General features: G+C 72.8%; 20 protein-coding genes. 8 read left to right on the plus strand and 12 right to left on the minus strand.

Features of this window, described 5'->3' with window-relative positions; all coding sequences use genetic code 11:
- Positions 1–59 precede the first annotated feature (59 nt).
- Both K2F47_RS21415 and K2F47_RS21420 read right to left on the minus strand, forming a co-directional pair.
- Positions 60–1,358 (minus strand): ABC transporter substrate-binding protein, encoded by a 1,299-nt coding sequence (locus tag K2F47_RS21415; RefSeq protein ID WP_242906478.1) that lies wholly within the window; start codon positions 1,356–1,358, stop codon positions 60–62.
- Entirely contained in the window at positions 1,355–2,653 is a 1,299-nt protein-coding gene (locus tag K2F47_RS21420; RefSeq protein WP_242906480.1) for a Gfo/Idh/MocA family protein, read from the minus strand. Before K2F47_RS21420 ends, K2F47_RS21415 begins: the two co-directional genes overlap by 4 nt.
- Before the next feature lie 130 nt (positions 2,654–2,783).
- Here K2F47_RS21420 and K2F47_RS21425 point away from each other — a divergent pair, with 130 nt between their 5' ends.
- From K2F47_RS21425 to K2F47_RS21440, 4 genes are all read left to right on the plus strand, one after another.
- Entirely contained in the window at positions 2,784–4,028 is a 1,245-nt protein-coding gene (locus tag K2F47_RS21425) for an ROK family transcriptional regulator (RefSeq protein ID WP_242906482.1), read from the plus strand.
- Positions 4,029–4,184: 156 nt separating this feature from the next.
- The gene (locus tag K2F47_RS21430) at positions 4,185–7,943 is read left to right on the plus strand and encodes a glycoside hydrolase family 2 TIM barrel-domain containing protein (protein WP_242906484.1); all 3,759 of its coding nucleotides are present in this window, start codon (positions 4,185–4,187) and stop codon (positions 7,941–7,943) included.
- Positions 7,944–8,023: 80 nt separating this feature from the next.
- Positions 8,024–8,332: a hypothetical protein gene (locus tag K2F47_RS21435; RefSeq protein ID WP_242906486.1), complete on the plus strand. Its 309-nt coding sequence runs from the start codon at positions 8,024–8,026 to the stop codon at positions 8,330–8,332.
- Positions 8,329–8,613 carry a hypothetical protein gene (locus K2F47_RS21440; RefSeq protein ID WP_242906487.1) on the plus strand — a complete coding sequence of 95 codons (285 nt, stop codon included), beginning with the start codon at positions 8,329–8,331 and terminating at the stop codon, positions 8,611–8,613. Before K2F47_RS21435 ends, K2F47_RS21440 begins: the two co-directional genes overlap by 4 nt.
- Before the next feature lie 55 nt (positions 8,614–8,668).
- On the opposite strand, the gene K2F47_RS21445 is transcribed toward K2F47_RS21440, so the two are convergent.
- From K2F47_RS21445 to pdhA, 3 genes are read right to left on the minus strand one after another with little or no spacing between them, the layout of a single operon-like run.
- Positions 8,669–9,946: a dihydrolipoamide acetyltransferase family protein gene (locus K2F47_RS21445; RefSeq protein ID WP_242906489.1), complete on the minus strand. Its 1,278-nt coding sequence runs from the start codon at positions 9,944–9,946 to the stop codon at positions 8,669–8,671.
- Positions 9,943–10,977, minus strand: coding sequence for an alpha-ketoacid dehydrogenase subunit beta (locus K2F47_RS21450; RefSeq protein WP_242906491.1), 1,035 nt, complete (start codon positions 10,975–10,977; stop codon positions 9,943–9,945). The genes K2F47_RS21445 and K2F47_RS21450 overlap by 4 nt, the downstream gene beginning before the upstream one ends.
- 12 nt (positions 10,978–10,989) lie before the next feature.
- Positions 10,990–12,105, minus strand: coding sequence for a pyruvate dehydrogenase (acetyl-transferring) E1 component subunit alpha (gene pdhA / locus K2F47_RS21455; RefSeq protein WP_242906493.1), 1,116 nt, complete (start codon positions 12,103–12,105; stop codon positions 10,990–10,992).
- Between the two features lie 133 nt (positions 12,106–12,238).
- Between pdhA and K2F47_RS21460 the strand changes: the two genes are divergently transcribed.
- A complete protein-coding gene (locus tag K2F47_RS21460; RefSeq protein WP_242906494.1) occupies positions 12,239–12,874 on the plus strand; it encodes a GntR family transcriptional regulator in 636 nt (211 codons plus the stop codon).
- 24 nt (positions 12,875–12,898) lie between these two features.
- On the opposite strand, the gene K2F47_RS21465 is transcribed toward K2F47_RS21460, so the two are convergent.
- Positions 12,899–13,672, minus strand: coding sequence for a GntR family transcriptional regulator (locus tag K2F47_RS21465; protein WP_308198436.1), 774 nt, complete (start codon positions 13,670–13,672; stop codon positions 12,899–12,901).
- Between the two features lie 104 nt (positions 13,673–13,776).
- Between K2F47_RS21465 and K2F47_RS21470 the strand changes: the two genes are divergently transcribed.
- Entirely contained in the window at positions 13,777–15,000 is a 1,224-nt protein-coding gene (locus K2F47_RS21470; protein ID WP_242906495.1) for an NRAMP family divalent metal transporter, read from the plus strand.
- Between the two features lie 11 nt (positions 15,001–15,011).
- Positions 15,012–15,803: a putative hydro-lyase gene (locus K2F47_RS21475; protein WP_242906496.1), complete on the plus strand. Its 792-nt coding sequence runs from the start codon at positions 15,012–15,014 to the stop codon at positions 15,801–15,803.
- Here K2F47_RS21475 and K2F47_RS21480 read toward each other — a convergent pair.
- Positions 15,788–17,599 (minus strand): AfsR/SARP family transcriptional regulator, encoded by a 1,812-nt coding sequence (locus K2F47_RS21480; protein WP_242906497.1) that lies wholly within the window; start codon positions 17,597–17,599, stop codon positions 15,788–15,790. The genes K2F47_RS21475 and K2F47_RS21480 overlap by 16 nt on opposite strands.
- Positions 17,600–17,688: 89 nt before the next feature.
- Here K2F47_RS21480 and K2F47_RS21485 point away from each other — a divergent pair, with 89 nt between their 5' ends.
- A complete protein-coding gene (locus tag K2F47_RS21485) occupies positions 17,689–19,242 on the plus strand; it encodes an MFS transporter (RefSeq protein ID WP_242906502.1) in 1,554 nt (517 codons plus the stop codon).
- Here the strand turns inward: K2F47_RS21485 and K2F47_RS21490 are convergent.
- From K2F47_RS21490 to K2F47_RS21510, 5 genes are all read right to left on the minus strand, one after another.
- Positions 19,234–19,665: a hypothetical protein gene (locus K2F47_RS21490; RefSeq protein ID WP_242906503.1), complete on the minus strand. Its 432-nt coding sequence runs from the start codon at positions 19,663–19,665 to the stop codon at positions 19,234–19,236. The genes K2F47_RS21485 and K2F47_RS21490 overlap by 9 nt on opposite strands.
- A gap of 202 nt (positions 19,666–19,867) precedes the next feature.
- Positions 19,868–21,496: a glycoside hydrolase family 13 protein gene (locus K2F47_RS21495; RefSeq protein WP_242906504.1), complete on the minus strand. Its 1,629-nt coding sequence runs from the start codon at positions 21,494–21,496 to the stop codon at positions 19,868–19,870.
- A 23-nt stretch (positions 21,497–21,519) separates the two neighbouring features.
- Positions 21,520–22,338 carry a carbohydrate ABC transporter permease gene (locus K2F47_RS21500; protein ID WP_242906505.1) on the minus strand — a complete coding sequence of 273 codons (819 nt, stop codon included), beginning with the start codon at positions 22,336–22,338 and terminating at the stop codon, positions 21,520–21,522.
- A complete protein-coding gene (locus K2F47_RS21505; protein WP_242906506.1) occupies positions 22,335–23,336 on the minus strand; it encodes a carbohydrate ABC transporter permease in 1,002 nt (333 codons plus the stop codon). Before K2F47_RS21505 ends, K2F47_RS21500 begins: the two co-directional genes overlap by 4 nt.
- 34 nt (positions 23,337–23,370) lie before the next feature.
- Positions 23,371–24,666 (minus strand): extracellular solute-binding protein, encoded by a 1,296-nt coding sequence (locus K2F47_RS21510; RefSeq protein ID WP_242906509.1) that lies wholly within the window; start codon positions 24,664–24,666, stop codon positions 23,371–23,373.
- Positions 24,667–24,881 lie beyond the last annotated feature (215 nt).

Raw genomic sequence — 24,881 nt, forward strand, 5'->3', positions numbered from 1 at the left:
GTGATCGGCGGACGCGGGGCGGCGCGGGGTGCGGTGTGGCGGGGTGCGGCGTGGCGGGGTCAGTCGGCGAGGGCGGTGAGGGCCTTCTGGAGGTCGTCGGCGGCGCGCTCGACGGTCTTCCCGCCGGTCACCGCGGCCGTGACCTGCTCCTGGATCGCGACGCTGACCTCGTTGTAGCGGACGACGACCGGACGCGGCCGGGCGCTGTCCATGCCCTTGCGCAGCGCCGGCAGGTACGGGTACTTCTTGATCATTCCGGGGTCGTCGTAGAGCGCGGCGAGCGACAGCGGGAACGACTGCGCCCGCCCGTACTCGCCCTGGACGGACGGCGAGACGATGTAGGCGATGAAGTCGCGCGCGCTCGCCTGGTGCTTGGAGAACGCCGACACCGCCAGGTTGTTGCCGCCGAGCACGCCCGAGCCGGGGCCGCGCTCGCCGGGGATGGGCGCGACGTCGAACCGTCCGGCCACCTTGGAGCCGTCCTTCTCGGACGCGAGCGCATACACATAGGCCCAGTTGCGGTGGAACAGGAGCGAACCCTCCTGGAAGGCGCGCCGTCCTTCCTCCTCCTTGAACGTCACGCCCTTGCCGGGGATCGTGCCGTTGTGGAAGCCGTCCACGAGGAACCGGAGCCCGGCCCGGGCCTGCGGCGTGTTCACCTGGGGCTTGCCCGCGGCGTCGAACACCTGCCCGCCCGCCGACTGCACCGCCTCCGCGTAGTTGACGGTGAGCCCCTCGTACTTGGCGTACTGGCCCGCGTAGCAGTCCACGCCCTTGCCCTCGGGCAGCCGCTTCACCTTCGCGCAGTCCTCGCGCATCTCGGCCCAGGTCGCCGGCGGCGCCTGCACGCCCGCCTTGGCCAGCAGGTCCTTGCGGTAGTACAGGACGCCGGTCCCGGTCAGCCACGGCTCGGCGTACAGCCGTCCCCGGTACATGCCGGTCCCGAGCGCGGCCGGGACGAGCGTGCGGGCGTCGGCGAGGTCCTTCGGCAGCTCCCGGATCCAGCGGCGGGCGGCGAACTCCGCCGTCCACACCGCGTCCAGCCGCACCACGTCGTAGGCGTCGGACTTGATCCGCATGTTCTGGACGAGCTGCTGCCGCGCCTGGTCGCCGTCCTCGGGCAGCTCGACCAGCCGCGCCTTCTCGTTCGGGTGCGCCCCGTTCCAGCGCTCGACGAGCTTCGGCACCGTCCGGGTGAGGTCCTTGCCGAGCGCGATCGTGATCGGGCCCCGGGCGTCGTTGCCGGACGGGCCCGCCGCCTCGCCGCCGTCGTCGCCGGAGCCGCACGCGGCGAGGCCGAGCGCGCCGAGGGCCAGGGCGAGCGTCGCCGCGCCGGCCCGCAGGGATCTGGTCGTCATGGGAGGACCGTGCCTTTCGCCGGGGGATCGGTGGGTGACTTATCGAGGCTCAGCTCGACGACCGTTCCGCTCCGCCGGGCGCGTTCGGCGGCCCAGACGACGCGGTGCGAGGCGAGGCTCTCCCGCCCGCCCGAGTGCAGCGCGGACGGGTCGCCGGTGGCGATCGCCTCGACGAACGCGTCGGCCAGCGCCTCGTCGGCCTCGTCGTGGCGGCCGTCGGGCGGTGGGTCGGTTCCGGTCTCGGTCTCGATGACCTCCAGCCCGCCGGTGCGGAAGTCGCGGACGGCGAGCCGCGTCCCGTCGCCCTCGACGCTGCCGAGCGTCCCGAAGATCCGGGTCTGGCGCGGCGCGGCGGCGGCGAACGCGGTCATCGTGAACACGCCGGTCGCGCCGGACGGGAACTCTATGTTCACGACCTGGTGGTCCACGACGTCGTTGTCGCAGCCGTAGACGCAGCGGCCGTAGGGGCCCTCGCGCAGCGCCCGGAGCACGCCGTCCTCGGTGCGGTCGTGGGTGACCGCGCCGAGCGGCCACACCTCCATCTTCGGGTCGCCCAGGCACGACAGGTAGAGCCGCTTCGCCGAGTACGGGCAGGACGCCTCGACCGGGCAGTCGAGGCAGCGCGCGGTCGCGCCCTCGGGGCGGTTCTCGGGCCGGAAGTGCGACAGCCGCCCGAACGAGCCGACCCGCGCGGGGGCCTCGCCCATCACGTGGACGAGCCAGTCGATATCGTGGCAGGACTTCGTCATCAGCATCGGCCCGGACTCGTCCTCGCGACGCCAGTGCCCGCGGACGTAGGAGTGGGCGTGATGCCACCAGCCGACCGGTTCCAGGTGCTGGACGCTGACCGGCGTGCCGATCCGTCCGGCGCCGATCAGCTCCCGCAGCGCGCGGGTGTAGGGCGTGTACCGCAGGACGTGGCACACCGCGAGCATGACCCCGGCGCGCTCGGCGGCCTCGACGACGCGGCGCGCGTCGTCCTCGGTGGTCGCCATCGGCTTCTCCAGCAGGATGTGGCAGCCGAGGCCCGCGAAGGCGATCGCGGGCTCGGCGTGCTCGGCGTCCTGGGTCGCGATGATCACACCGTCGGCGATCCTCCCGGCGGCGGCCATCTCGCGCCAGCCGGGGAACGCCAGCTCGGGCGGGACGCCGTGCTCGGCGGCGAACCGGGCGCGCCGGGCGGGATCGGCCTCGGCGACCGCGACGACGCGTCCCCGGCCCGCGCGGGCGATGCGCCGGGCGTAGGCCGTGCCCCGCAGTCCAGCCCCGGCCACGGCGATCGCCGGTCCCGTCATCTTCACCTTGTGTGCCTCCTGACCTGGGTGGATACCCTGGAACCGGTGTTCGTCCGGACTTAAGAAAACACATTTCATAAGTATTTTGGCAATAATGTCGTCCGTCCACCGATCTCTGTCAAGAGGTGCCGTGTCCGAACACTCCCTGCACGGGGGCGACCCGTCGGTGCTCCGCCGCCTCAACTCCGCCGCGATCCTGCGGGCGCTGCGCGAGGGCGGCGAGTCGACGCTGACCGAGCTCGCCAACCAGGTCGGGCTGTCCCGGCCGACCACCGAGGGCGTCATCGCCGCGCTCGCCGACCGCGGCCTGGTCGCCGAGGCCGCGCCCCGCCAGGGCACCGGCCTCGGCCGTCCCGCCCGCCGCTACCGGTTCCGCGCCGAGGCCGGGTACGCGCTCGGCATCGAGATCGACGCGCGCCGGGTGCGGCTCATGGTCGCCGACCTGGCCGGCGAGGTCGTCGGCGGGCACCGCGCCCGCCTGGACGTCGCCGGACCGCCCGCCGAACGGATCGCCGCCGTGCGCGCCGCCGTCAAGGCGTGCCTGGCGTCCACGGGCGTCGCGCGGCACGAGCTGCGCGCGGTCGCCGCCGGGACGCCGGGCGTCGTCTCGCCGGACGGCACCATCGTGTTCTGCACCGTCGTCCCGGGCTGGAAGGGCGTCAACCTCGCCCGCGAGCTGGCCCGCTCGTTCAGCTGCCCCGTCATGGTCGACAACGACGCCAACCTCGCCGCGCTGGCCGAGCGGTGGCGCGGCGCCGCCCGCGCCGCCGACGACGTGATCTGCGTCCACGCGGGCCTGCACACCGGCATCGGCGCGCTCATCGGCGGACGGCTGCACCGGGGCCGCTACGGCGCCGCCGGGGAGATCGGGATGCTGCCCGAGCTGGGGCTGCGCGACACGACGGCGGGCCTCATCACCGGCTCGGACGTGGGTCCCGAGGCCGCGCTCGCCGCCCTCGCCGGGATCGCCGCCGCGGGCCCCGCGCTGGACGACGCCGAACGCGTCCTCGCCGTCGCCGGGTGGGGCGGCGCCGAGGCGCAGGCCGTCGTGGAGCGGCTCGCCGGGCGGATGGCCCGCGGCATCGCGGCGATGGCGCTCGCCCTGGACCCCGAGGTCATCGTGGTCGGCGGGCCGCTGATCCGGGCCGGTGACCTGCTGATCGCCGAGCTGCGCCGGCAGGTCAGGCCGCTGTGCCTCAGCCCCGTCCGGATCGAGGCGTCCGAACTCGGCGACGAGTCGGTGGGGCTCGGCGCGCTGCGGCTCGCGCTCGACCGCATCGACGAGGACCTGTTCCGCCTCGACCCGAGGACGGACGCGGGCGAGGGGCGCCGCTCCGGCGAGGTTCGCCGAGCGCGGCCGTCGCGGTCGGCATGAACCGCCAGACCCCGGTGGGACGCGTTGACCGGGCCGCGGGCGGCGCCTAACGTCCCGGGCAGTCTCTGAAGGCCGCTCCGCAGACCCTCCCGGGAAGGCGCCGCGCCGATGCACGTGTTCCGCCGCTCCCGCCGCCGGCCACGCCATGATCGGACCGTGCACCGGTTGCTCGCCGCCGCCCTGCCGGCCCTGTTCGCGCTGGTCACGGCGTCGCCGTCCAGCCTCGCCGCCGGGCCGGGGCCGCTCGCGCCGCCGCCCGACGTCTACACCTACCTCGACGATCCCGGGATGACGGGGGAGGGGCAGGAGCCGCCGCACGCCGTGCTCCGCCCCTATGACGGCGCCCGCGAGGCCCGCGCCGGGGAGGCCCGCCGCTGGACGCGGTCGCTGAACGGCACCTGGCGTTTCGCGCTCGCCGACCGTCCCGCCGAGGTGCCCGCCGGCTTCTACCGCGACGGGTACGACACGTCAGGGTGGCGCGAGGTGCGCGTGCCGCACACGTGGCAGAGCGACCGCCTCGACCATCCGGTGTTCCGCAACATCCCGACCGAGGTCGTCCCGGACGACCCGCCGAGGACGCCGCGCGACATCAACCCGACCGGCGCCTACGTCCGGACGCTCGACCTGCCCGCCAGTTGGGAGGACCGCCGGACGCTGCTGCGCTTCGAGGGCGTCACCAGCGCCTACCTCGTCTGGGTCAACGGCCGGTACGCGGGCTACGACCAGGGCGGGTACACGCCCGCCGAGTTCGACGTCAGCGGCCTCGTGCACGCGGGCGCGAACCGGGTCGCCCTCCAGGTGCACCGATGGAGTTCCGGGTCCTACCTGGAGGACTACGACCAGTGGCGGTTCAGCGGAATATTTCGCGACGTCTGGGCGTACTCCACCCCGAAGACGTATGTGGGGGACGTCGCGGTCCACACCGACCTGGACGCGGCCTACCGGAACGCGACGCTCACCGCCGACATCACGCTCGGCAGCAGGCAGGGCCCGCAGGGGGAGCACACCGTCCGCGCCACGCTGGCCGACCCGGACGGACGCGTCGTCCAGCGCTTCTCCGGCTCGGCGACCGTGCGCGGCGAGACCACGTCCCTGCGGCTGCGCGCGCCGGTGGCCGACCCGGCGAAGTGGACCGACGAGACCCCGAACCTGTACACGCTGCTGCTCGAACTCGCCGACGAGCGGGGACGCGTCGTCCACACCACCCGCGAGACGGTCGGGTTCCGCGAGATCGAGGTCCGGGACCGGCAGGTGCTCGTCAACGGAAGGCGCGTCCTGGTCAAGGGCGTGAACCGGCCCGAGACCGACGCCCGGACCGGACGGCACCAGACCCCGGACCGCATGGAGACCGACGTCGCGCTGATGAAGCGGCTGAACGTCAACGCCGTCCGCACGGCGCACTACCCGTCCGACCCCTACCTGTACGACCTCGCCGACCGGCGCGGGCTGTGGATCGACGACGAGGTCGACGCCGAGACCCACAACTGGCAGGACTGCTCCAAACCGGCCGGGCGGGACTGCCTCGCCGACCGCCCCGAATGGCGGGCGGCTTTCCTCGACCGGTTCCAGGCGATGGTGGCGCGCGACAGGAACCATCCGAGCGTGCTGCTGTGGGACACGGGAAACGAGGCCGGGCTCGGTGCCGCGCACTACGCGATGGCGGAATGGGCGAAGCAGGTCGATCCGTCCCGTCCGCTGTATCACCAGTCCAACAGCCCGAACGGCGACGCCCCCTACGCGCAGGTGTGGGGGCCGCGTTACCCGACTCCGGCCCGGTTGGAGAAACAGGCGGCGGACACTCAGAAACCCATCATCCTTGGTGAATACGCGCACGCGATGGGGAACAGCCTCGGGAACTTCCGCGAGTTCTGGGACGTCATCAGGCGGCATCCGCAGACGCAGGGCGGGTTCATCTGGGACTGGGCCGAGGCGAACCAGCGGCAGCCCCTCATCACCACTCCCGACGGCTCGGGCAACCGGATTCTGAGCTGGCTCCAAGGGCTGCCGAAGACCGTGGACGGCCATCGCGGAAAAGCCCTTTACTTCTCCGGCCTCGACGATTTCGTCGAGGTCTACCGGGACCGGCGCCTCGACCTGACCGGCACGGCGCTCACACTGGACGCGTGGGTGAAACCCGTCCGCCCGTGGACGGGCGACTTCACCATCGTCGCCAAGGGCGACCATTCCTACGCGCTGAAGATGTCGAACGAGCGGACGCTGGAATTCTTCGTCCACAGCGGCACCTGGCGGACGGTGCGCGCCCCCGTCCCGCCGAACTGGTACGACGCGTGGCACCGCGTGACCGGCACCTACGACGGCACCGCCCTGCGCCTCTACGTGGACGGACACCAGGCCGCGTCCGTCCCGTTCTCCGGCGCCATCGACCGTTCGTCCGCCGACCTCAACGTCGCCCGCAATTCCGAGACCATGCAGGACAACTACAAGGGGCGCATGGCGCACGGCACGATCGACGACGTCCGCGTCTACGGCCGCGCGCTGGCGCCCGCCGAACTCGGCGCGGGCGCCGATCCGAAGCGGGACGCGATTCTCGCGCTCGACTTCGACCGGTTCGACACCGAGGGCACGTTCCTGTCCAACGGGCAGAGCCTTTCGGGGGTGGACGGCCTCGTCGGCTCCGACCGCTACGTCCAACCGGAGACGGCGCAGCTCTCCTGGGTGCAGTCACCGATCCGGGTCACGAGGCAAGGGGACGCCGTTTCCGTTTCGAGCGAGCGGGTCTTCGCCGGCACATCCGACCTGGAACTCCGCTGGAAGTACACCGAGGGCGGTCGGACGCTCAAGGCAGGGGCGATGGCGTTGGACCTGCCGCCGGGCGGGGCGGTGCGTCCGCCGATTCCGGAGCCGCCCGATAACCCGTCCAATGCGGAACGGTGGCTGACCGTGGAGGCGGTGCTCGAACACCGCACCTGGTACGCACCGGCCGGGCACGTGGTCGGATTCGGGCAGTTCTCAGCCGGGGGTGCCGCCATTCCCGGCCTGCGGAAGGCCGCCGGGGGAGAACCCGAGGTCAGCGAGAACGCCGAACAGGTCGTGGTCTCCGGGAAAGGCTTCCGATACGTCTTCGACAAGCGCAAGGGCACGCTCACCTCAATGCGCGCCCGGGGAACCGAACTGCTGCGCACCGGCCCAGAACTCGACGTGTGGCGCCCGCCGATCAGCAACGAGACCTACACCTGGGGACGCGCCGAGGGCGAGGATTGGCGGCGGGCGGGCCTCGACCGCCTCGTCACGACGCCGTCCTCGACGACCGTCACGCCCGGGAGACAGGTCGTCGTCTCCATCACGTCGAGGTCGGCCGCCCCGGACCGTCCCGGCGCCTGGTTCGACCAGACCGCGACCTACGCCGTCGACGGCTCCGGCCAGATCGAGCTGACCCACCGGGTCGTCCCGCGAGGCGAGGTCCGCGCCCTGCCCTATCTCGGACGCGTCGGCTACACGCTCAAGGCCCCGGCCCGCTTCGACACGTTCGCCTGGTACGGGCGGGGCCCGGTCGAGAACTACCCCGACCGCGAGGACGGCACGCGCATGGGCGTCTGGTCGTCCACGGTCGAGGAGCAGTACGTCCCGTACTACCGGCCCCAGGACCACGGCGACCACGGCGACGTCCGCTGGGCCCTGCTGACCGACGGCCGCGCCGGGCTCCTCGTCGGCGGCGACGTCGAGGCGGGCGTGACCTCCTACGACGACCTCGACCGCGCGCTCTACCCCTTCGCCCGCGTCCGCAACCCGGGCTGGAACACCCTCCACGTCGACCACGCCGTCACGGGGGTCGGCGACACGCCCAACACCGTCCGCCCCGAATACCAGGTCCGCGCCGATACTGGGTACACCTACACGACCCTCATCCGCCCTCTCACCCCACGCGAGGCGATCACGGCACGTGTTCATCGATAACCGTCCGTACTGACAGAGGCTCCCACTAGGGTTTCCTTCGTACGGGCGAGCAGGGGACCGAACCCGACGACAGGAGTCAGATGAGCGCACAGCCAGCGGAACAGCCCATGCTGCCGGGGCAGGTCCAGCGCGTTCCCCGCACCATCCGGGGGATCAGCGACTGGCTGAGCAAGGAGAAGCGGGCCAAGTTCCTGGAGGAGGTCATGGCCGCCAAGGAGGAGGCCGACTTCAAGCAGGTCATGGACGGCTGGTGGGCGGAGGCGCACTTCGACCAGCTCCCTGACCGGGAGGAGCGGCGCGCCAGGGCGCTCCAGCAGATGAGGGAGGGCAGGAAGATCTCGTTGGACGAGATCCGGGCCCGGTGCCGGGGCCGCGACGGCGCGGAGTGAACCTCGGCAAGTCCGGCTGGACCGTCTTCTGCTCCGAAACGGTGTGCGAGGTCATGCTGACGATGCCCGAGCGGGCGGACTTCTTCGTGAGGTTCTTCTGTGACTTCGCCTCCGCGAGCGGCATGGCCGTCGACTCCGGGCAGGCCCCCGCGGGCAAGCCCCTCGACGACGCCGGCGTCGCCTACAACCTCCTCATCGAGGAGATCCACATGTTCATCGAGTATCTCGTGATGGCCGACATTAAGGAGTTCTACGTCACCGAACTCGTCCACGCGGAATGAGTGAGGGCCAGGTGGTCGGCGGGGACGCCGACCACCTGGCCCTTCGGTCGCGGCGTCAGGCGACGATGAGGACGGGGTTCTCCAGCAGCTCGGCCAGCCGCGCCAGGAACTTGGCGCCGGTCGCGCCGTCGCAGGCGCGGTGGTCGACCGAGAGCGTCACGGCCATGCGCTTGCCGGGCACGACCTGCCCGTCGCGGACGACCGGCTCGTCCCGGACGGCGCCGACCGCGAGGATCGCCGCCTCCGGCGGGTTGATCACCGCCGAGAACGAGCTCACCCCGAACATGCCGAGGTTGCTGACGCTGAACGTGCCGCCGCTCATCTCCTGCGCGGACAGCTTGCCGTCCCGCGCCTTGCCCGCCAGCTCGCGCGTCTCCCGTCCGATCTGCGAGACGCTCTTGCGGTCGGCGTCCCGGACGACGGGGACGAGCAGCCCGTCCTCCACCGCGACCGCGACGCCGACGTGCACCCGCTTGTGGAAGAGCAGGTTCTCCTCGGTGTAGGAGACGTTCACCGCCGGGTGCTCGCGCAGCGCGGTCGCGACCGCCTTCACGACCAGGTCGTTCACACTGACCTTGGCGGGGGCGAGCGCCTCGTTCAGCGTCGCGCGGAAGGCCAGCAGCGCCTCGGCGTCCACCTCCCGGTTCAGGTAGAAGTGCGGCGCCTCGCGCTTGCTCTCGGTGAGCCGCCGCGCCGCCACCTTCCGGAACCGGTTCAGCGGGACGGCCTCGACGTCGGGGTCGTCCACCCGCGCCTGGACGGGCGCGGCGGCGGGTGCCGGAGCCGAAGCCGGGGCGGGAGCCGAAGCCGGGGCGCCGTTGCGGATCGCGGCCTCGATGTCGGCGCGAACGACGCGTCCACCAGGGCCGGTGCCGGTCAGCGCGGCCAGGTCGAGGCCGTGGTCGCGCGCCAGCCGCCGCGCCAGCGGGGACGACGGCGGACGCGACGCTCCGTTCCGTCCGGCGGAAACCGGAGCCGGAGCCGCGACGGCCGGAGCCGCAGCCGCGACCGGAGCGGGCTCCTCAGCAGAAGCAGGCTCCTCGGCCGGGGCCTCAGCGGGCGCCGCCGGGGCCGAAGCGGCCGGGGCCGGTGCCGCGCCCTTCGGGGCGATCACCGCGATCGGCGCGCCGATCGCGGCGGACTCGCCCTCGCCGACCAGGATCTTCTCCAGCACGCCGGCCTCGTAGGCCTCGTACTCCATGACCGCCTTGTCGGTCTCGATGTCGACGATGACGTCGCCCACCGCGACCTCGTCCCCCGGCTGCTTCTGCCAGGAGCTGATCACGCCCTCCTCCATCGTGTCGGAGAGCCGGGGCATGAGGATCTCGGTCATCGGGCGTTCTCCAGGGCGAGACGGCCGGTCGCCCGGAGCGTGTCGCGGACGGCGGCGAGCAGGGATTCGGCGGACGGCAGCGCCGCCGTCTCCAGGGACTTGGCGTAGGGGAGGGGCACCTCGGCCATCGCGACCCGGCGGACGGGGGCGTCCAGCCAGTCGAAGGCGCCCTCCTGGATGGTCGCGGCGATCTCGGCGCCGATGCCGTAGGTCAGCCAGTCGTCCTCGGCGACGACGGCGCAGCCCGTCTTGCGGACCGAGTCCACGACCGTCTGCCGGTCGAGCGGACGCAGGCTGCGCAGGTCGACGACCTCGGCGGAGATGCCGTCGGCGGCGAGGGTCTCGGCGACCTCGGCGGCGACGCGCGCCATCCGGGAGTAGCCGATGATCGTGATGTCGGTGCCCGGACGGGTGACCGCCGCGCGCCCGATCTCGGCGGGCTCGATCGCGTCGATCTCGGCCGGCAGCTCGCCCTTGGTGTTGTAGAGGGCGAGGTTCTCCAGGAACAGCACCGGGTCGTCGTCGCGGATCGCGGCCTTCAGCATCGCCGACGCCTCGGCGGGCGTGCTCGGCGCCACGACCTTCAGGCCGGGGATGAAGGAGTAGAACAGCTCGACGTTCTGCGAGTGGGTGGCGCCCAGCTGCTGCCCGCCGCCGCCCGGCGTGCGGATCACCATCGGCACGCTGGCCTGCCCGCCGAACATCCCATAGATCTTCGCGGCGTGGTTGACGATCTGGTCCAGCGCGAGCAGCGAGAAGTTGATCGTCATTATCTCCACGACCGGGCGGAGGCCGAGCATCGCGGCGCCGATCGCGGCGCCGACGAAGCCCTCCTCGGCGATCGGGGTGTCGCGGACGCGGCGCGGCCCGAACTCCTTCAGCAGCCCCTCGGTGATCTTGTAGGAGCCCTCGAAGAGCCCGATCTCCTCGCCCATCAGGAAGATGTTCTCGTCCCGCAGCATCTCCGAGCGCAGCGTGTCCCGGAGGGCCTGGCGGTAGGTGACGGTTGCCCGTTGCGTGGCGGTTGTCATGAAACGGGCTCCTCAGGCGCGGAAGACGGGGTCGGCGGGAAGGCGGCGCAGCTCGCCCGGGACGGGGGTGGCGTAGGTGTAGTCGAACAGCGTCGAGACGTCGGGCGCGGGGCTCGCGTCGGCGAACGCGGCGGCGGCGTCGATCTCGGCCGTGACCTCCGCGTCGAGCGCGTCGCGGTCGTCGTGGGACAGGATGCCGGCCTCCGCCAGCTCCAGCGCCATCCGGGCGAGCGGGTCGGCGGCCTTGAGGGCCTCCTTCTCCTCCTTCGACCGGTAGCGGGCCGGGTCGACGACCGAGTGGCCCTTGAGGCGGGGGCTGACCGCCTCCAGCAGGTACGGCTTGCTCTCGGACCGGGCGCGCTCGACGGCGACGCGCGCCGCGTCCCGCACGGCGACCACGTCGGTGCCGTCCACGCGGGCGCTCTCCATCCGGTACGCGGCGCCGCGCTTGTACAGCTCGGGCTCGGCGGCGGAGTTCTCCACGGTCGTGCCCATGCCGAGACCATTGTTGATCACGACGAAGACGACCGGCAGGTCCCAGAGCCCGGCGATGTTCAGCGACTCGTGGAACGCGCCGATCGCGGTCGTCCCGTCGCCCATGTGGCACATGACGACCTCGTCGCCGCCCTTGTAGGAGACGGCGAGCGCCGCCCCGGCCGCGAGCGGCACCTGGCCGCCGACGATGCCGTAGCCGCCGAGCAGCCGCGCCTGCGCGTCGAACAGGTGCATCGACCCGCCCCAGCCCTTGGACACGCCGGTGGAGCGCCCGTACAGCTCGGCCATGACCCGGTCGGCGCCGATGCCCTTGGCCAGCGCGTATCCGTGCTCGCGGTAGTTGGTGAAGAGGTAGTCGGTGGGACGCAGCGCGTCCAGCAGCCCGACGACCGTCGCCTCCTCGCCCAGGTTCAGATGGCAGTAGCCGCCGATCTTGGCCTCGGTGTAGGCGCGGGCCGCGCGTTCCTCGAACCGGCGGATCAGCAGCATCTGCCGGTAGTAGCCGATCAGCTCCTTGGCATCGGCCGGGGGGACGGCCGCCGCGGGACGCGGCGTCCTGGTGCCGCGCGCTCTGCGGGTACGGGCCGGGGCGGCCGTGCCCGCCGTGCCCGCCGACTGGGTGGTCTCAGCCATCGGCGACCTTCCTCTGTCCGGGGGGAACGCCGTAGGATCACCACGACGCTCACCGATCATCATTGATCAATGATCGATCATATTCTACCCCGGTAGGCCCCGCCTACCATCGCGCCGTCTAATATCTAGTCCCGTGAACGCGCCCATCCCCGCCCCGCTGCTCCGCACCGGGCTCGCCGTCCAGATCCGCGAGTTCATCGTGGACGGGATCAGCGCGGGACGCTGGGAGCCGGGCGAGCGGATCGTCGAGCGGCGCATCGCGTCCGAGCTCGGGGTCAGCCAGGGGCCGGTCCGGGAGGCGCTGCGGCAGCTGGAGGCGCAGGGGCTGATCGAGTCGCTGCCGAACCGGGGCGCCCGCGTCCGCGCGTTCACCGAGCAGGACCTCGCCGAGATCTTCCCCGTCCGCGCCGGGCTGGAGCGGACGGCCGTCGAGCTGGCGCTGCCGCGCATGTCCGGCTGCCTGGACGCGCTGGAGGAGCACAACCGCCGCCTCTGCGAGGCCGCGCGCGCCGACGACCTGCACGAGCAGATGCGGCTGAGCATCGCCTTCCACCGCGAGATCGTCGAGACGGCCGGGAACCGGCTGCTGGTCTCGGTGTGGGAGGGCCTCGGCATCGAGCTCTGGACGACGCTGTCGCTCCGCCTGCACCAGACCGAGATCTACTCCAAGTCGGCCGAGCACGCCCAGCTGATCGAGGCCTTCCGCCGCCGCGACCCGGAGGCGCCGCGCCTGCTCCACGACCACGTCATGAACTACGCGCCGTCCTGACCCAGGGTCCCGGGGCCCGTTCGATCACTCCGACTCGCGGAACGCCTTGGTGAGCTGTGCTTCCGCGTCGTCGAGGTAGGCGCGCAGCTCGCGTTCGGCCGCATCGACGGCGCCGGCGGCGAGCAGGTCGTAGATCCGCCTGTTGCGGGCAAGGTAGGGCTCATGGAATTCGCGCGGCGATCCCATCTCATGGAAGACCAGGCGCAGCTCGGCGAGCAGGTGCCGCATCAGCTCGTCCACCCGGGGGCTCCCGACCAGGGCGGACAGGGCCCGGTGGAAGCGGATGTCGGCGGTCCCGACGGCGGGCCAGTCCCCGGAGGCGGCGGCGCGCTCGCCGTCGGTCACGGCCGTTCCCGCGGCTTCGAGGGCCTCGGGCGGCGCGTCCGGTGCGCATCGCACGCCCTCGCACTCCATGATCCGCCGGACCCGGTAGAGGTCGGCGAGGCCGTCGGCGGTGACGCGGCGGACGAACACGCCCCGGTTGAACTCGTGCACGAGCAGCCGCTCCTGGACGAGCAGCCGGAACGCCTCACGCGTGGTGTTGCGCGACACCTTCACCGCGCGGCACACGTCCTCCTCGGGGAGCCGCTCGCCGGGGACGAGTCGCCCGTCGGTGATCTGCTCGCGGAGCAGGTCGGCGACCCGGGCGGCCGTGCTGGAGCGATCCAGGCCGTGCCGGGCCGCCGCCATGCTGTCGAGCCACGACTCCCGCTCCGGCATCGACGCGCCTTCCCTCCTCGGCGGCGCGGACCGGCCGCCCGTCCGGGCCCGCCGCCCCGCGCGGCGGACTGCTGCCACGCAAGCGTATCCCTCCGCACCGCGAAATACCTCAACAAGGGGATTGCTGGATTGTTGAACAATCCATACGCTGTCGGAAAGCCGAACGCCCAGAAGGGGCAGTCATGACCGACACCGTCGACACGACCCCGCCGCCCACCGCCACCTCACGGCGTGCCGCGCTCATCGGCGCCATGTTCCTGATGGCCACCAGCGCCATCGGCCCCGGTTTCATCACCCAGACCACGACGTTCACCGCCAAGCTCGGTGCCGCGTTCGCGTTCGCGATCCTGGTGTCGGTGCTGGTGGACGTGGCGATCCAGCTGAACGTGTGGCGGATCGTCGGGGTCTCGGGCCGCCGCGCCCAGGATCTCGGCAACAGCGTCGTCCCCGGCGGCGGGTACGCGCTCGCCGCGCTCGACGTCTTCGGCGGCCTGGTGTTCAACATCGGCAACGTCGCCGGCTGCGCACTCGGCCTTAACGCGCTGCTCGGCCTGAACGTCAAGGTCGGCGGCGCCGTCTCCGCGCTCATCGCGATCACGATCTTCCTGAGCAAGCGCGCCGGGGTCGCGATGGACCGGATCGTCGTCGTGCTCGGCGCCGTCATGATCCTCATGACCCTGTACGTGGCGATCGTGTCCGACCCGCCGCTCGGCGACGCGCTGCGCGAGAGCGTCGCGCCCGGCGAGGTCGACTTCCTGGTGATCACCACGTTGATCGGCGGGACCGTCGGCGGCTACATCACCTACGCGGGCGCGCACCGGATGATCGAGTCCGGGCTCACCGGCCCGGAGAACATCCGCGAGATCAACCGCAGCGCGGTCACCGGCATCCTCGTCACCGGCCTGATGCGGATCCTGCTGTTCCTCGCCGTCCTCGGCGTCGTCGCGGGCGGCGTGAAGCTCGCCGCCGACAACCCGGCGCCGTCGGCGTTCAAGCACGCGGCCGGGGAGACCGGGCTGCGCCTGTTCGGACTGATCATGTGGTCGGCCGCGATCACGTCCGTGATCGGCGCGTCCTATACCTCGGTGTCGTTCCTGGTCTCCTTCTCGTCCTGGATCGAGCGCAACCGCAACTGGCTGGTCGTCGGCTTCATCGTGATCTCCACCGCGATCTACCTGATGATCGGCACGACCCCCGCCAAGCTGCTCGTCCTCGCGGGCGCCCTGAACGGCCTGATCCTGCCGTTCGGCCTCGCGGTCCTGCTGTGGGTGGCGGCCCGGCGCCGCGACCTGCTCGGCGGCTACCGCTACCCGGTGTGGCTGCTCGCCCTCGGCGCCGCGGCCTGGCTGCTGTCGCTGTACCTGGGCTGGAACTCCCTTTCCGACCTGGACGACCTCTGGAAGTAGGTGAGAGAACCATGACCGATCCCATCGACCCGGGCGCCCTGTCGCCGGACCAGGCCCGCGCGCTGTTCCGCGCCGGGCTCGACGTCCCGACGGCCGGCTGGTGCGCCGGATGGACCCAGGCCAACCTCATCACCGTACCCCGCGAGCAGGCCTACGACCTGCTGCTGTTCGCGCAGCGCAATCCCAAGCCCTGCCCCGTCCTGGACGTGACGGAGCCCGGTGAGGTGTCGGCGTCGCTGTTCGGCGGGGACCTGCGCACCGACCTGCCCGGCTACGTCGTCTACGAGGACGGCGAGCCGGTCGCCAGGGTCGGCGACGTGACCCCCTACTGGCGCGACGACCTCGTCTGCTTCCTCATCGGGTGCAGCTTCACCTTCGAGGACGCGCTCCGCGAGGCCGGGGTGCCCGTCCGCCACATCGAGCAGGGCGTCAACGTCCCCATGTACCGGACGAGCCGCACCTGCCGCCGCGCGGGCGAGTTCGGCGGCCCGCTGGTGGTGTCGATGCGCCCGGTCCCGGCCGCGCAGGTCGCCGACGCCGTGCGGGTGACCTCGCGCTACCCGTCGGTGCACGGCGCGCCCGTCCACGTCGGCGACCCCGTCGAACTCGGCATCGCCGACCTGGACCGGCCCGACTTCGGCGACCCCGTCGAGGTCCGGGTGGACGAGATCCCCGTCTTCTGGGCGTGCGGGGTGACGCCGCAGGCGGCCGTCATGGCCTCCCGTCCGAAGCTGGCGATCGGCCACGCGCCGGGCCACATGGCCATCACCGACGCGCGCAACACCCGCTACCTAGTGCCCTGACCCTCGGCGACCCGTTCGGCGACCCGTTCGGCGCAGTAGGCGGCCACCGACTCCAGCATCCGGAACCGTCCCGCCTCATGGATCAGCAGCGACCGGTCCACCAGGCGGGACAGCAGGTCGGGCACCCGGTCGGCGGGCAGGTCCGCCCCGGCGCAGATCGCCTCGGCGGACGCGGGCGACCAGCCGCCGGGGTGCGCGGACAGCCGTCCCAGCACGGCCCGCTCGTCCGGCGCCAGCAGTTCCCAGGCGCAGTCGAGCATGTCGCGCAGCGTCCGCTGCCGGGCGGGCAGGCCGCGCGCCCGCGCCGCGAGCAGGGCGCACCGGTCGTCCAGGTAGGCGGCCAGCTGCTCGGGGGTCATCGTCCGCAGCCGGGGGGCCACGAGTTCGAGCGCCAGCGGGACGCCGTCCAGCCTGCGGCAGATCGTGGCGACGGCCTGCGCGTTGCCCGCGTCCAGGTCGAACCCGGGGACGGCCGCCGCCGCCCGCTCCACGAACAGCTCGACGGCGCCCGTGCGGGCGACCACGCCGCCGGGGTCGGGCAGCGCCAGCGGCGGCACCGGGCGCACCAGCTCGCCGGGGATGCCGAGGGCCTCCTGGCCGGTGGCGAGCAGGTGCGCCCCGGGCGCCGCCGCCAGCACCGCCCCGGCCAGCTCGGCGGCCGCCTCGACGACGTGCTCGCAGTTGTCCAGCACGATCAGCAGGTGCCGGTCGGCGACCGCCCGGCAGAGCCGTCCCACCGGATGGTCGGGGCCCGGCCCCGGGGGCGCCGCGCAGCCCAGCGTCTTGACGGCCTGTTCGGCGATGTCGTCCGGGGTGGAGGAGGTCCCGAGACCGGCCAGCTCGACCAGCCACACCCCGTCGGCGAACCGCTCGGTCATCCCGCCCGCCGCCGCCACCGCCAGCCGGGTCTTCCCGATCCCGCCGAGGCCGGTCAGCGTGACCAGCCGGGTCCCCGAGCCGGGGGCCAGCCGCGCCCGCAGCTCCTCGACCGCCTCCTCCCGGCCGACCAGCGGGGTCAGCGGCGCGGGCAGGTTGGAGCGGCACGGCGGCCGTCGCGCGGGCGGCGCCAGGTGGGCCTCCTGGCGCAGGATCGCCGTGTGCAGATCGGCGGCCTCGGGGCCGGGCGAGACGCCCAGCTCGTCCGCCAGCAGCCGGCGTAGTTCTTGGAACGTTCCCAGCGCCTCGGTCTGCCGACCGGCCCGGTACAGCGCGCGCATCTGGATCGTCCGCAGCCGCTCGCGCAGCGGATGCCGCGCCACCGCGTCGGCCAGCTCCGCGGCCAGCGCCGCGTGCTCGCCCACCGCCAGCCGCGCCTCGGCCCGGTCCTCGATGGCCGTCAGCCGCAGCTCCTCCAGCCGGGCGATCTCGTTGAGGGCGAACAACGACCCGGCGACGTCGGCGTAGGCCGGGCCCCGCCACAGCGCGAGCGCGTCGGCGAGCAGGTCGCACCGCAGCGCCGGGTCCTCCTGGACGGCCGCGCGCTCGACCAGCTCCTGGAACCTGAACGCGTCGACCTCGTCGCCGTCCAGCACCAGCCGGTACCCCGCCGGTTCGCGGACCACCCGCTCCCGGCCCAGCACGCGGCGGAGCTGGGAGATCTTCGTCTGCAACGCGCCCGCGGCGCCGCAGGGCGGGTCGCCGGCCCAGACCTCCTCGATGAGACGGTCTGCCGGGACCGGCCCGCCCCGGTGGACCAGCAGGCTCGCCAGCAGCGCGCGCACCTTGGCCTCGGGCACCGCGACCGGCCGTCCAGCGGCGTCCCAGACGGCGAGCGGCCCGAGCACCCCGTAGCGCATGACCCGAGACTACCGCCAGCGGACCATGAGATTTCCGTGAGCGCGGGACGGCAGCGTGGGCACCGCCCCATCCCCGTGAACGGAGTCCGATGAGCACCGCGCACCGAGCCGGCCCCCGCGAGTGGGCCGGGCTCGCCGTCCTGTCCCTGCCCACCGCACTGCTCGGCCTCGACGTGACCCTGCTGTACCTGGCGCTCCCGGCCATGGTCGAGGACCTGCGGCCGAGCGGCACCGAGGCGCTGTGGATCATGGACGCCTACGGCTTCCTGATCGCCGGCTTCCTGGTCACGATGGGCACCCTCGGCGACCGGGTCGGCCGCCGCAGGCTGCTGCTGACCGGCGTCACCGCCTTCGCCGCCGTCTCCGTCGCGGCCGCCTTCGCCACCAGCGCCCCGATGCTCATCGCCGCGCGCGCCGCGCTGGGGATCGCCGGCGCCACGCTGATGCCGTCCACGCTCGCCCTGGTCGGCACGATGTTCACCGACGCGCGCCAGCGCTCGCTCGCGATCGGCGTCTGGGCGATGAGCTTCGCGCTCGGCATGGCCGCCGGACCCCTGGTCGGCGGCGCGCTGCTGGCCCACTTCTGGTGGGGCTCGGCGTTCCTGCTCGCCGTCCCGGTCGCCGCGGTCACGCTGGCGGCGGCGCCGAGGCTGGTCCCCGAGTACCGCGCCCCGCGCGGGGGCCGCCTCGACCTGCCCAGCGTCGCGCTGTCGCTGGCCGCCACGCTGCCGCTGATCTACGCGGTGAAACACGCCGCCGAGCACGGGCCCGGCGTCCCCGCGATCGCCGCCGCCCTCGCCGGGACGGCGTGCGCCGTGCTGTTCGTCCGGCGCCAGCGCGGCCTGAAGGACCCCCTCCTGGACCTCACCCTGTTCGCCGATCGCACGTTCACCGCCGCCCTGGCCATCCTGCTCGCCGGGCTGGTCGGCGTCGGCGGCGTCCTGCTGCTGGTCACCCAGCAGCTCCAGTTCGTGAAGGGGCTGTCGCCGACGGCGGCGGGCGCGTGGATGGCGCCGCCCGCCCTGATGATGCTGGTCGCCGCCATCGGATCACCGCTGGCCGCGCGCCGGGTGCCGCCGGGGATCGTGGTGGCCGCCGCGCTCGCGCTGTCCGCCGTCGGCTACGTCCTGCTCGCCCGGTTGGACGCCGCCGACGGCATCACCCCGCTCGTCGTCGGCTTCGGGCTGGTCTACCTCGGGCTCGGGACGATCGCGGCGCTCGGCACCGACCTGGTCGTCGGCGCCGCGCCACCGGACAAGGCGGGCTCGGCGTCGGCGCTGTCGGAGACCGTCCAGGAACTCGGGGTCGCCCTGGGCGTCGCGACCCTCGGCAGCCTGGCCGCCGCCGTCTACCGCGACCGCGTCGCCGCGGCCGTCCCCGCCGGCACCCCGCCGGACGTCGCGGACCCGGTGCGCGACAGCCTCGCGGGCGCGTCCTCCGTCCAGGACCGGCTGCCCCCCGGCCTGTTCGACCAGGCGCGGGAGGCCGCCACGCACGGCCTGAACGCCGCCACCCTGACCGCCGCGCTCGGCGTCCTGGCCCTCGCGCTCCTCTCCGCCATCTCCCTACGCCACACCACCCCGATCAGCCAAGACCCGAGCCTCGCCGAGGATTCGGTGTATCAGGGCGCCCCTTCAGGCTGACGACCGCCGTTGTTCGTGGGCCCGCTCGCGCGCGTCGTCCTTCAGCAGTTGGGAGACGCGCTGTGTCGAGACCCCCAAGATGATTCCGATCTCCTTGCCGGTAAGCCGTTCGTCGTGAAGGCGTCGCGCGACCTTCCGGAGGTTCCGGGCTGCCTCGTCACGCGCCTTCTCGGCGGCCCGGGTCTCCGCCCGGGCTCGCCGGGCCTGCTCGGCCAGGCCATCCCCGACTTCGGGCACGAGTTCGACGTCGAAGGAGTCGGCGGGCACGTCGAGGACGAGGCCGATATAGTCCCGCGCCATCATCTCGGCGTCCTTCAGGCTGTGGGACTGCGTCGCGCCGACCGACTCGATCTCCAGGTCCCAGCCGTGCTCCCACCGCCGCGCGTGGACCGTGTACACCGTGCGTCCACCGTCATCGCTCACCTGAGCCACCCTTCCTCAAGGCAGGCCAGACCCTTGACCGTGTTCCCCACCACCAGCGCGGAGATCTCCTTGTGGCGGGGGATGATCGCCCGATGCTGGCCGCAGGGCAGATCCACTTGGTGTGCGGTCCCTTGTCGGGGGTCCACCAGTGTAATCTAGCCCCCCTTGACAATGAAGGTAGTTGTTTCATCACAATAAGCGACTAGCGGTCGACCGGGGTGGGGGTCCACCAGAGGGCGGTGTCCGGGGGGAGGACGGCGCAGGCCGCGTCGGTCTGGATGGGGGCGCTGGCGAGGAGGGGGGTGCCGTTCAGGGGGACGCGGGCGGTGCGGGTGCCCATGTTGACCGCGCAGGTGAGGGTGTGGCCGTCGGGGGTCTCGCGGGTGAAGAACAGCGTGCCGGGCGGGCCGACGAGCCAGCGGAGGGGGCCGTCGCCGAGGGCCGGGTGCTCGCGGCGGAGGCGGAGCGCGTCGCGGTAGAGGGAGAGGATCGAGCCCGGGTCGTCGGTCTGGGCGGCGACGGTCAGCGCGCGCCAGGACGGGGGCATCGGCAGCCAGGACGTCGCCCCGAAGCCGAACGGGGGCTCCTCGCCCTCCCACGGCAGCGGGACGCGGCAGCCGTCGCGGCCCGCGCCGTCGCGGGCGCGCTGGGGGTCCTGGAGGAACTCCTCGGGCAGGTCCAGGACCTCGGGCAGGCCCAGTTCCTCGCCCTGGTAGACGTAGGCGGAGCCCGGCAGGGCGAGGGTCAGCAGCGCCGCCGCGCGGGCGCGGCGCAGGCCGCGCTCGCCGTCGCCGTACCGGGTGACGTGCCGTTTCACGTCGTGGTTGGACAGCACCCACGTCGCGGGCGCGCCGACCTCTCCGGCCAGGCGCAGCGACTCCTCGATGACCTCGCGCATCGCGGGCGCCTCCCACGGCGCGGTCAGGTAGTGGAAGTTGAACGCCTGGTGGAGCTCGTCCGGACGCGTGTACAGGGCGAGGCGTTCGGGGGTCGGCGCCCACGCCTCGGCGACGGCGAGGCGGTCGCCGGGGTAGGAGTCGAGCACGCGGCGCCAGCGGCGGTGGATCTCGTGGACGGCGTCCTGGTCGAAGTAGGGCAGGACGGCCGTCCCGAGCATCTCGGCCTGGTCCGCGCGGCCGACGTCGGGCAGGCCGGGGGCCTTGGCCATGCCGTGCGCGACGTCCACCCGGAAGCCGTCGACGCCGAGGTCGAGCCAGAACCGCAGGATGTCGTCGAACTCGTCCTGGACCTCGGGGTTCTCCCAGTTCAGGTCGGGCTGCTCGGGCGCGAACAGGTGCAGGTACCACTGGCCGTCCGGGAGCCGCGTCCAGGCGGGGCCGCCGAACACCGACTGCCAGTCGTTGGGCGGCTCGTCGCCGGCCGGGCCGCGGCCGTCGCGGACGATGTAGCGGGCGCGCTCGGGGGAGCCGGGCGGCGCGGCGAGTGCGGCCTGGAACCAGGCGTGCCGGTCGGAGGTGTGGTTCGGGACGACGTCCACGATGATCCGCAGGCCGTGCGCGTGCGCGTCCTCGATCAGGGCGCGGGCGTCGTCGAGGGTGCCGAACAGCGGGTCGACGGCGCGGTAGTCGGCGACGTCGTAGCCGAAGTCGGCCATCGGGGAGACGTAGAACGGGGTCAGCCACAGCGCGTCCACGCCGAGTCGCGCCAGGTAGGGCAGCCGGGACCGGACGCCGGGCAGGTCGCCGACGCCGTCCCCGCCCGAGTCGGCGAAGCTGCGCACGTACACCTGGTAGATCACGGCGTCGCGCCACCAGTGGGCGGCGTCCCCGGCGGGGGAGCCCGAGGGAGTGGCGAGGGTGTCCTGCGTCATGTACGTCCTCCGGGTTCTCGTGGCTACTTGACTCCGCCGGCGGTGAGGCCGGCGACGATGCGGCGCTGGAACACCAGCACCACGGCGATCAGCGGGACGGTGACGACGACGCCCGCCGCCATCTGCGTCCCGAACGGCTGGTCGAAACCGGACACGCCGGTGAACTTCGAGATCGCCACGGTCGCGGTCTGCATCTCCTTCCTGTTCACCATCGACAACGCGATGAGGAACTCGTTCCACGTGGCGATGAACGTCAGTATCGCCGTCGTGAACACCCCGGGCGCCGCCAACGGGACGATGATCTTGCGGAACGCCTGGCCGCGGGTGCAGCCGTCCACCATCGCCGCCTGCTCCAGCTCGAACGGCAACTGCCGGAAGAACGCCGTGAGCAGCCACACCGACAGCGGCAGCGCGAACCCGAGGCTCGGCAGCACCATCGCCTGGTAGGTGTTGATCCAGCCCAGATCCGTGAAGAGTTTCAGCAAGGGGACGAGCTGGGAGATTCCCGGGAACATCGACGCCGCGACGACCAGCCCGAGCACCGCGTTCTTGAACCGGAAGTCGAGCCGCGCCAGCGCGTACGCGGTGGAGGTGCCGATGAGCAGCGTCAGCGCGGTCGTGCAGCCCGCGACGACCACGCTGTTCAGCAGCGCGCGGCCGAACCCGTTGCCGCCGGAGAACACCGCCGAGAGGTTCTCCGTCGACCACCGGGACGGGACGGGCGAGTCGTCGAACTGGTCCTGCGGGCGCCGGAACGCCGAGACGACCATCCAGTAGAACGGGGCGAGGCAGTACGCCACCACCGCCGCGACCCCGGCGACCGACAGGATTCGCCGTGTCACCGCGCCACCGCCTTCACGCGCCGGGCGGACGCCTTGCGCGCCTCGCCGATGATGTCGGCGCCGAGCAGCTTGACGAACAGGTAGGCGATCAGGGCGATGTAGGCGAACAGCACGGTCGCGTACGCCGCCGCCGACCCGTACCGCAGGTCGGACGCCTCGGACCAGGCGAGCATCGTCAGCGTCTCCACCGACCGCTGGTTCACCCCGACCAGGACGGCGGGCAGGTCGAACATCCGCAGCACGTCCAGCATCCGGAACAGCACCGCGACCAGCAGCGCGGGCCTGACCAGGGGCAGCGTGACCCACCAGAACCGCTGGAGCGGCCCGGCGCCGTCCACCCGCGCGGCCTCGTGCACCTCGCGGGGGATCATCTGGAGCCCGGCGAGCACGAGCAGACCGATGAACGGGGAGGTCTTCCACACCTCGGCGATGACGACGGCCGACTTCGCGGGGAACCCGCCGGCCGTCCAGAGGACCTCCCGCCCGAGGACGGCGTTGGCCACGCCGTCCGCCTGGAAGATCCACCGCCACAGCAGCCCGGAGATCGCGGTCGGGATCGCCCACGGGACGAGGATGCTCGCGCGCACCAGCGCCCGCCCCCGGAACGCCTGGTGCATGATCAGCGCCATCCCCACCCCGATCCCGGTCTCCAGGACGACGGTGGTGAAGGTGAAGAACGTGGTGTTGGACAGGGCGTTCCAGAAGGCGTCCGACCGGTCGCCGCCGAAGATCGAGGTGTAGTTGTCGAGGCCCGCGAACCGCTCGCCCTCGACCACGAACCCGTCGGCGTCGAGGCCCTGGCCGCGCGCGTAGAGCGACTCGCGGAACCCGGCGAGCACGGGATAGCCGATGACCAGGGCCAGGACGAGCAGCGTGGGGGACAGCAGCAGCGCGGCCAGCCGCCGGGTCCCCTGGACGTCCTTCGTCGTGCCACGGGCCTTGCCACGGGGGGCGTCCGCCACGGCGGGGGCCGGGGCGGACGGTGCGTCGTCCGTCATGTTGATCATTGTGCGGTGCGGGGTCACCGCGCGGTCAATGGCGAAGATCGTTCTGAAGTTCGGACAGCGCCCGGTCGACTGGGATTTGTCCCGTTATGGCCCCGTATGCCGCGTCCTGGATCGTGGCGGACACCTTCGGATACCCCGGCCCCGCCGGACGCGGCCTCGCGTTCGTGATCGCCGCCCTGAGCGCCGGAAGGTAGGGGAAGCGCCGCACGAGCTCCGGGTCGTCGTAGAGCGTGCCGAGCGCCGGGGGCCGCGAGGTCGCGGTCAACCCGGCGCGCTGGGCCGCCTCCCCGGTCAGGAACCGGACGAAGTCCAGCGCGGTCAGCTTGTGCGCGGCGAACGCCGAGACCGCCAGGTCGCGGCCGCCGAGGGCCGCCGTGCCCGGGCCGTCCGGGCCGGGCAGCGGCGCGACGGCGTGCCCGCTCGCGACCCGGGACGCCCCGTCGTCCTCGCTCGCGGGCACGTCCTGGTCGGCGGTCCACTGCCGCAGGAACAGCAGCCGCCCGGACTCGAAGCGGCGGCGCGCGTCCGCTGCGTCGAGCGCGGTGGCGTTCTTCGGCATCCGCCCGTCCTCGCGCGCCCGAGCGAGGAACTCCAGGCCGCGCTCGGCGGCCGGGGTGTCGAGCGTGGGATCGCCGTTCGGGGCGGTGATCGAGCCGCCCGCGCCGCCGACCGCCTCGGTGAGGCTGACCGTGAGGTCCTCGCTGCGGTCGACGCCGGTGAGGTAGCAGTCGACGTTCCGGCCCTCGGGAAGTCTCCGCACCTTGTCGCAGTCGGCCCACATCTCGGCGTAGGTGCGGGGCGGCGCGGCGATCCCCGCCTTGTCCAGCAGGTCCTTGCGGTAGGAGAGCATCCCGGCGTCGGACGAGGACGGCACCGCGTACAGCCCGCCCTGGTAACGCCCCGTGGCGACCGCGGCGGGGAGCGTCCCGGACAGGTCCAGCCTGTCCTCGGGCAGCCGGGCCAGCCAGCCGTTCACCGCGAACTCCGCCGTCCACACGACGTCCAGGTCCAGGACGGAGTACACGCCCGACTTGGCCCTCGCGTCCTCCACCAGCCGCCGCCGCTGCTCGGCGGGTCCGCCGTTCAGCTCGACGACGTGGACCCGCTCGTCCGGATGGTCCTCGTTCCAGGTGTCGAGCTGCTTGCGCAGGTACCCGGAGTGGTCGATGGCCGTCACGAACGTGATCGGGCCGCGTCCCTCCAGCCCGGCGGCGATCGCGCCCGCCCGTACGCGGTCGCCGGTGCCGCAGGCCGAGAGCGCGAGCGCGGCGCAGGCGACGGCGCCCGCGAGCGTGCCGCCTCGCCAGGGGGTGCGCCGCATCTCTCCTCCTCCACGGGACGGGCCGCGCCGCCGTCCGGCGAGTCCGGGAACGGCGGCGACTCGACGGGACGCTAGCAAACGCGTTCGCGGGGGATGAACCTTCCCGGTGTCCCGCCCCGTGTCAGAAGTAACGGAGGTTTCGATTGATTCATGGCCTGAATGGTTCATGGATAGGCTGATCTTGCACACGGCCGGGCGGCGGGGCGGCCGCGTAC

Source organism: Actinomadura terrae (genome assembly GCF_022751215.1).
GTDB classification, from domain to species: Bacteria; Actinomycetota; Actinomycetes; order Streptosporangiales; family Streptosporangiaceae; genus Spirillospora; species Spirillospora terrae.

Excerpts from the sequence above, each read along its gene's own strand:
- K2F47_RS21415 (WP_242906478.1), bottom strand. The coding sequence starts at position 1,358 with ATGACGACCAGATCCCTGCGGGCCGGCGCGGCGACGCTCGCCCTGGCC.
- K2F47_RS21450 (WP_242906491.1), bottom strand. The coding sequence starts at position 10,977 with ATGACAACCGCCACGCAACGGGCAACCGTCACCTACCGCCAGGCCCTC.
- K2F47_RS21480 (WP_242906497.1), bottom strand. The coding sequence starts at position 17,599 with ATGCGCTACGGGGTGCTCGGGCCGCTCGCCGTCTGGGACGCCGCTGGA.
- K2F47_RS21420 (WP_242906480.1), bottom strand. The coding sequence starts at position 2,653 with ATGACGGGACCGGCGATCGCCGTGGCCGGGGCTGGACTGCGGGGCACG.
- K2F47_RS21475 (WP_242906496.1), top strand. The coding sequence starts at position 15,012 with ATGACCGATCCCATCGACCCGGGCGCCCTGTCGCCGGACCAGGCCCGC.
- K2F47_RS21485 (WP_242906502.1), top strand. The coding sequence starts at position 17,689 with ATGAGCACCGCGCACCGAGCCGGCCCCCGCGAGTGGGCCGGGCTCGCC.
- K2F47_RS21510 (WP_242906509.1), bottom strand. The coding sequence starts at position 24,666 with ATGCGGCGCACCCCCTGGCGAGGCGGCACGCTCGCGGGCGCCGTCGCC.
- K2F47_RS21505 (WP_242906506.1), bottom strand. The coding sequence starts at position 23,336 with ATGACGGACGACGCACCGTCCGCCCCGGCCCCCGCCGTGGCGGACGCC.
- pdhA (WP_242906493.1), bottom strand. The coding sequence starts at position 12,105 with ATGGCTGAGACCACCCAGTCGGCGGGCACGGCGGGCACGGCCGCCCCG.
- K2F47_RS21445 (WP_242906489.1), bottom strand. The coding sequence starts at position 9,946 with ATGACCGAGATCCTCATGCCCCGGCTCTCCGACACGATGGAGGAGGGC.
- K2F47_RS21495 (WP_242906504.1), bottom strand. The coding sequence starts at position 21,496 with ATGACGCAGGACACCCTCGCCACTCCCTCGGGCTCCCCCGCCGGGGAC.
- K2F47_RS21435 (WP_242906486.1), top strand. The coding sequence starts at position 8,024 with ATGAGCGCACAGCCAGCGGAACAGCCCATGCTGCCGGGGCAGGTCCAG.
- K2F47_RS21470 (WP_242906495.1), top strand. The coding sequence starts at position 13,777 with ATGACCGACACCGTCGACACGACCCCGCCGCCCACCGCCACCTCACGG.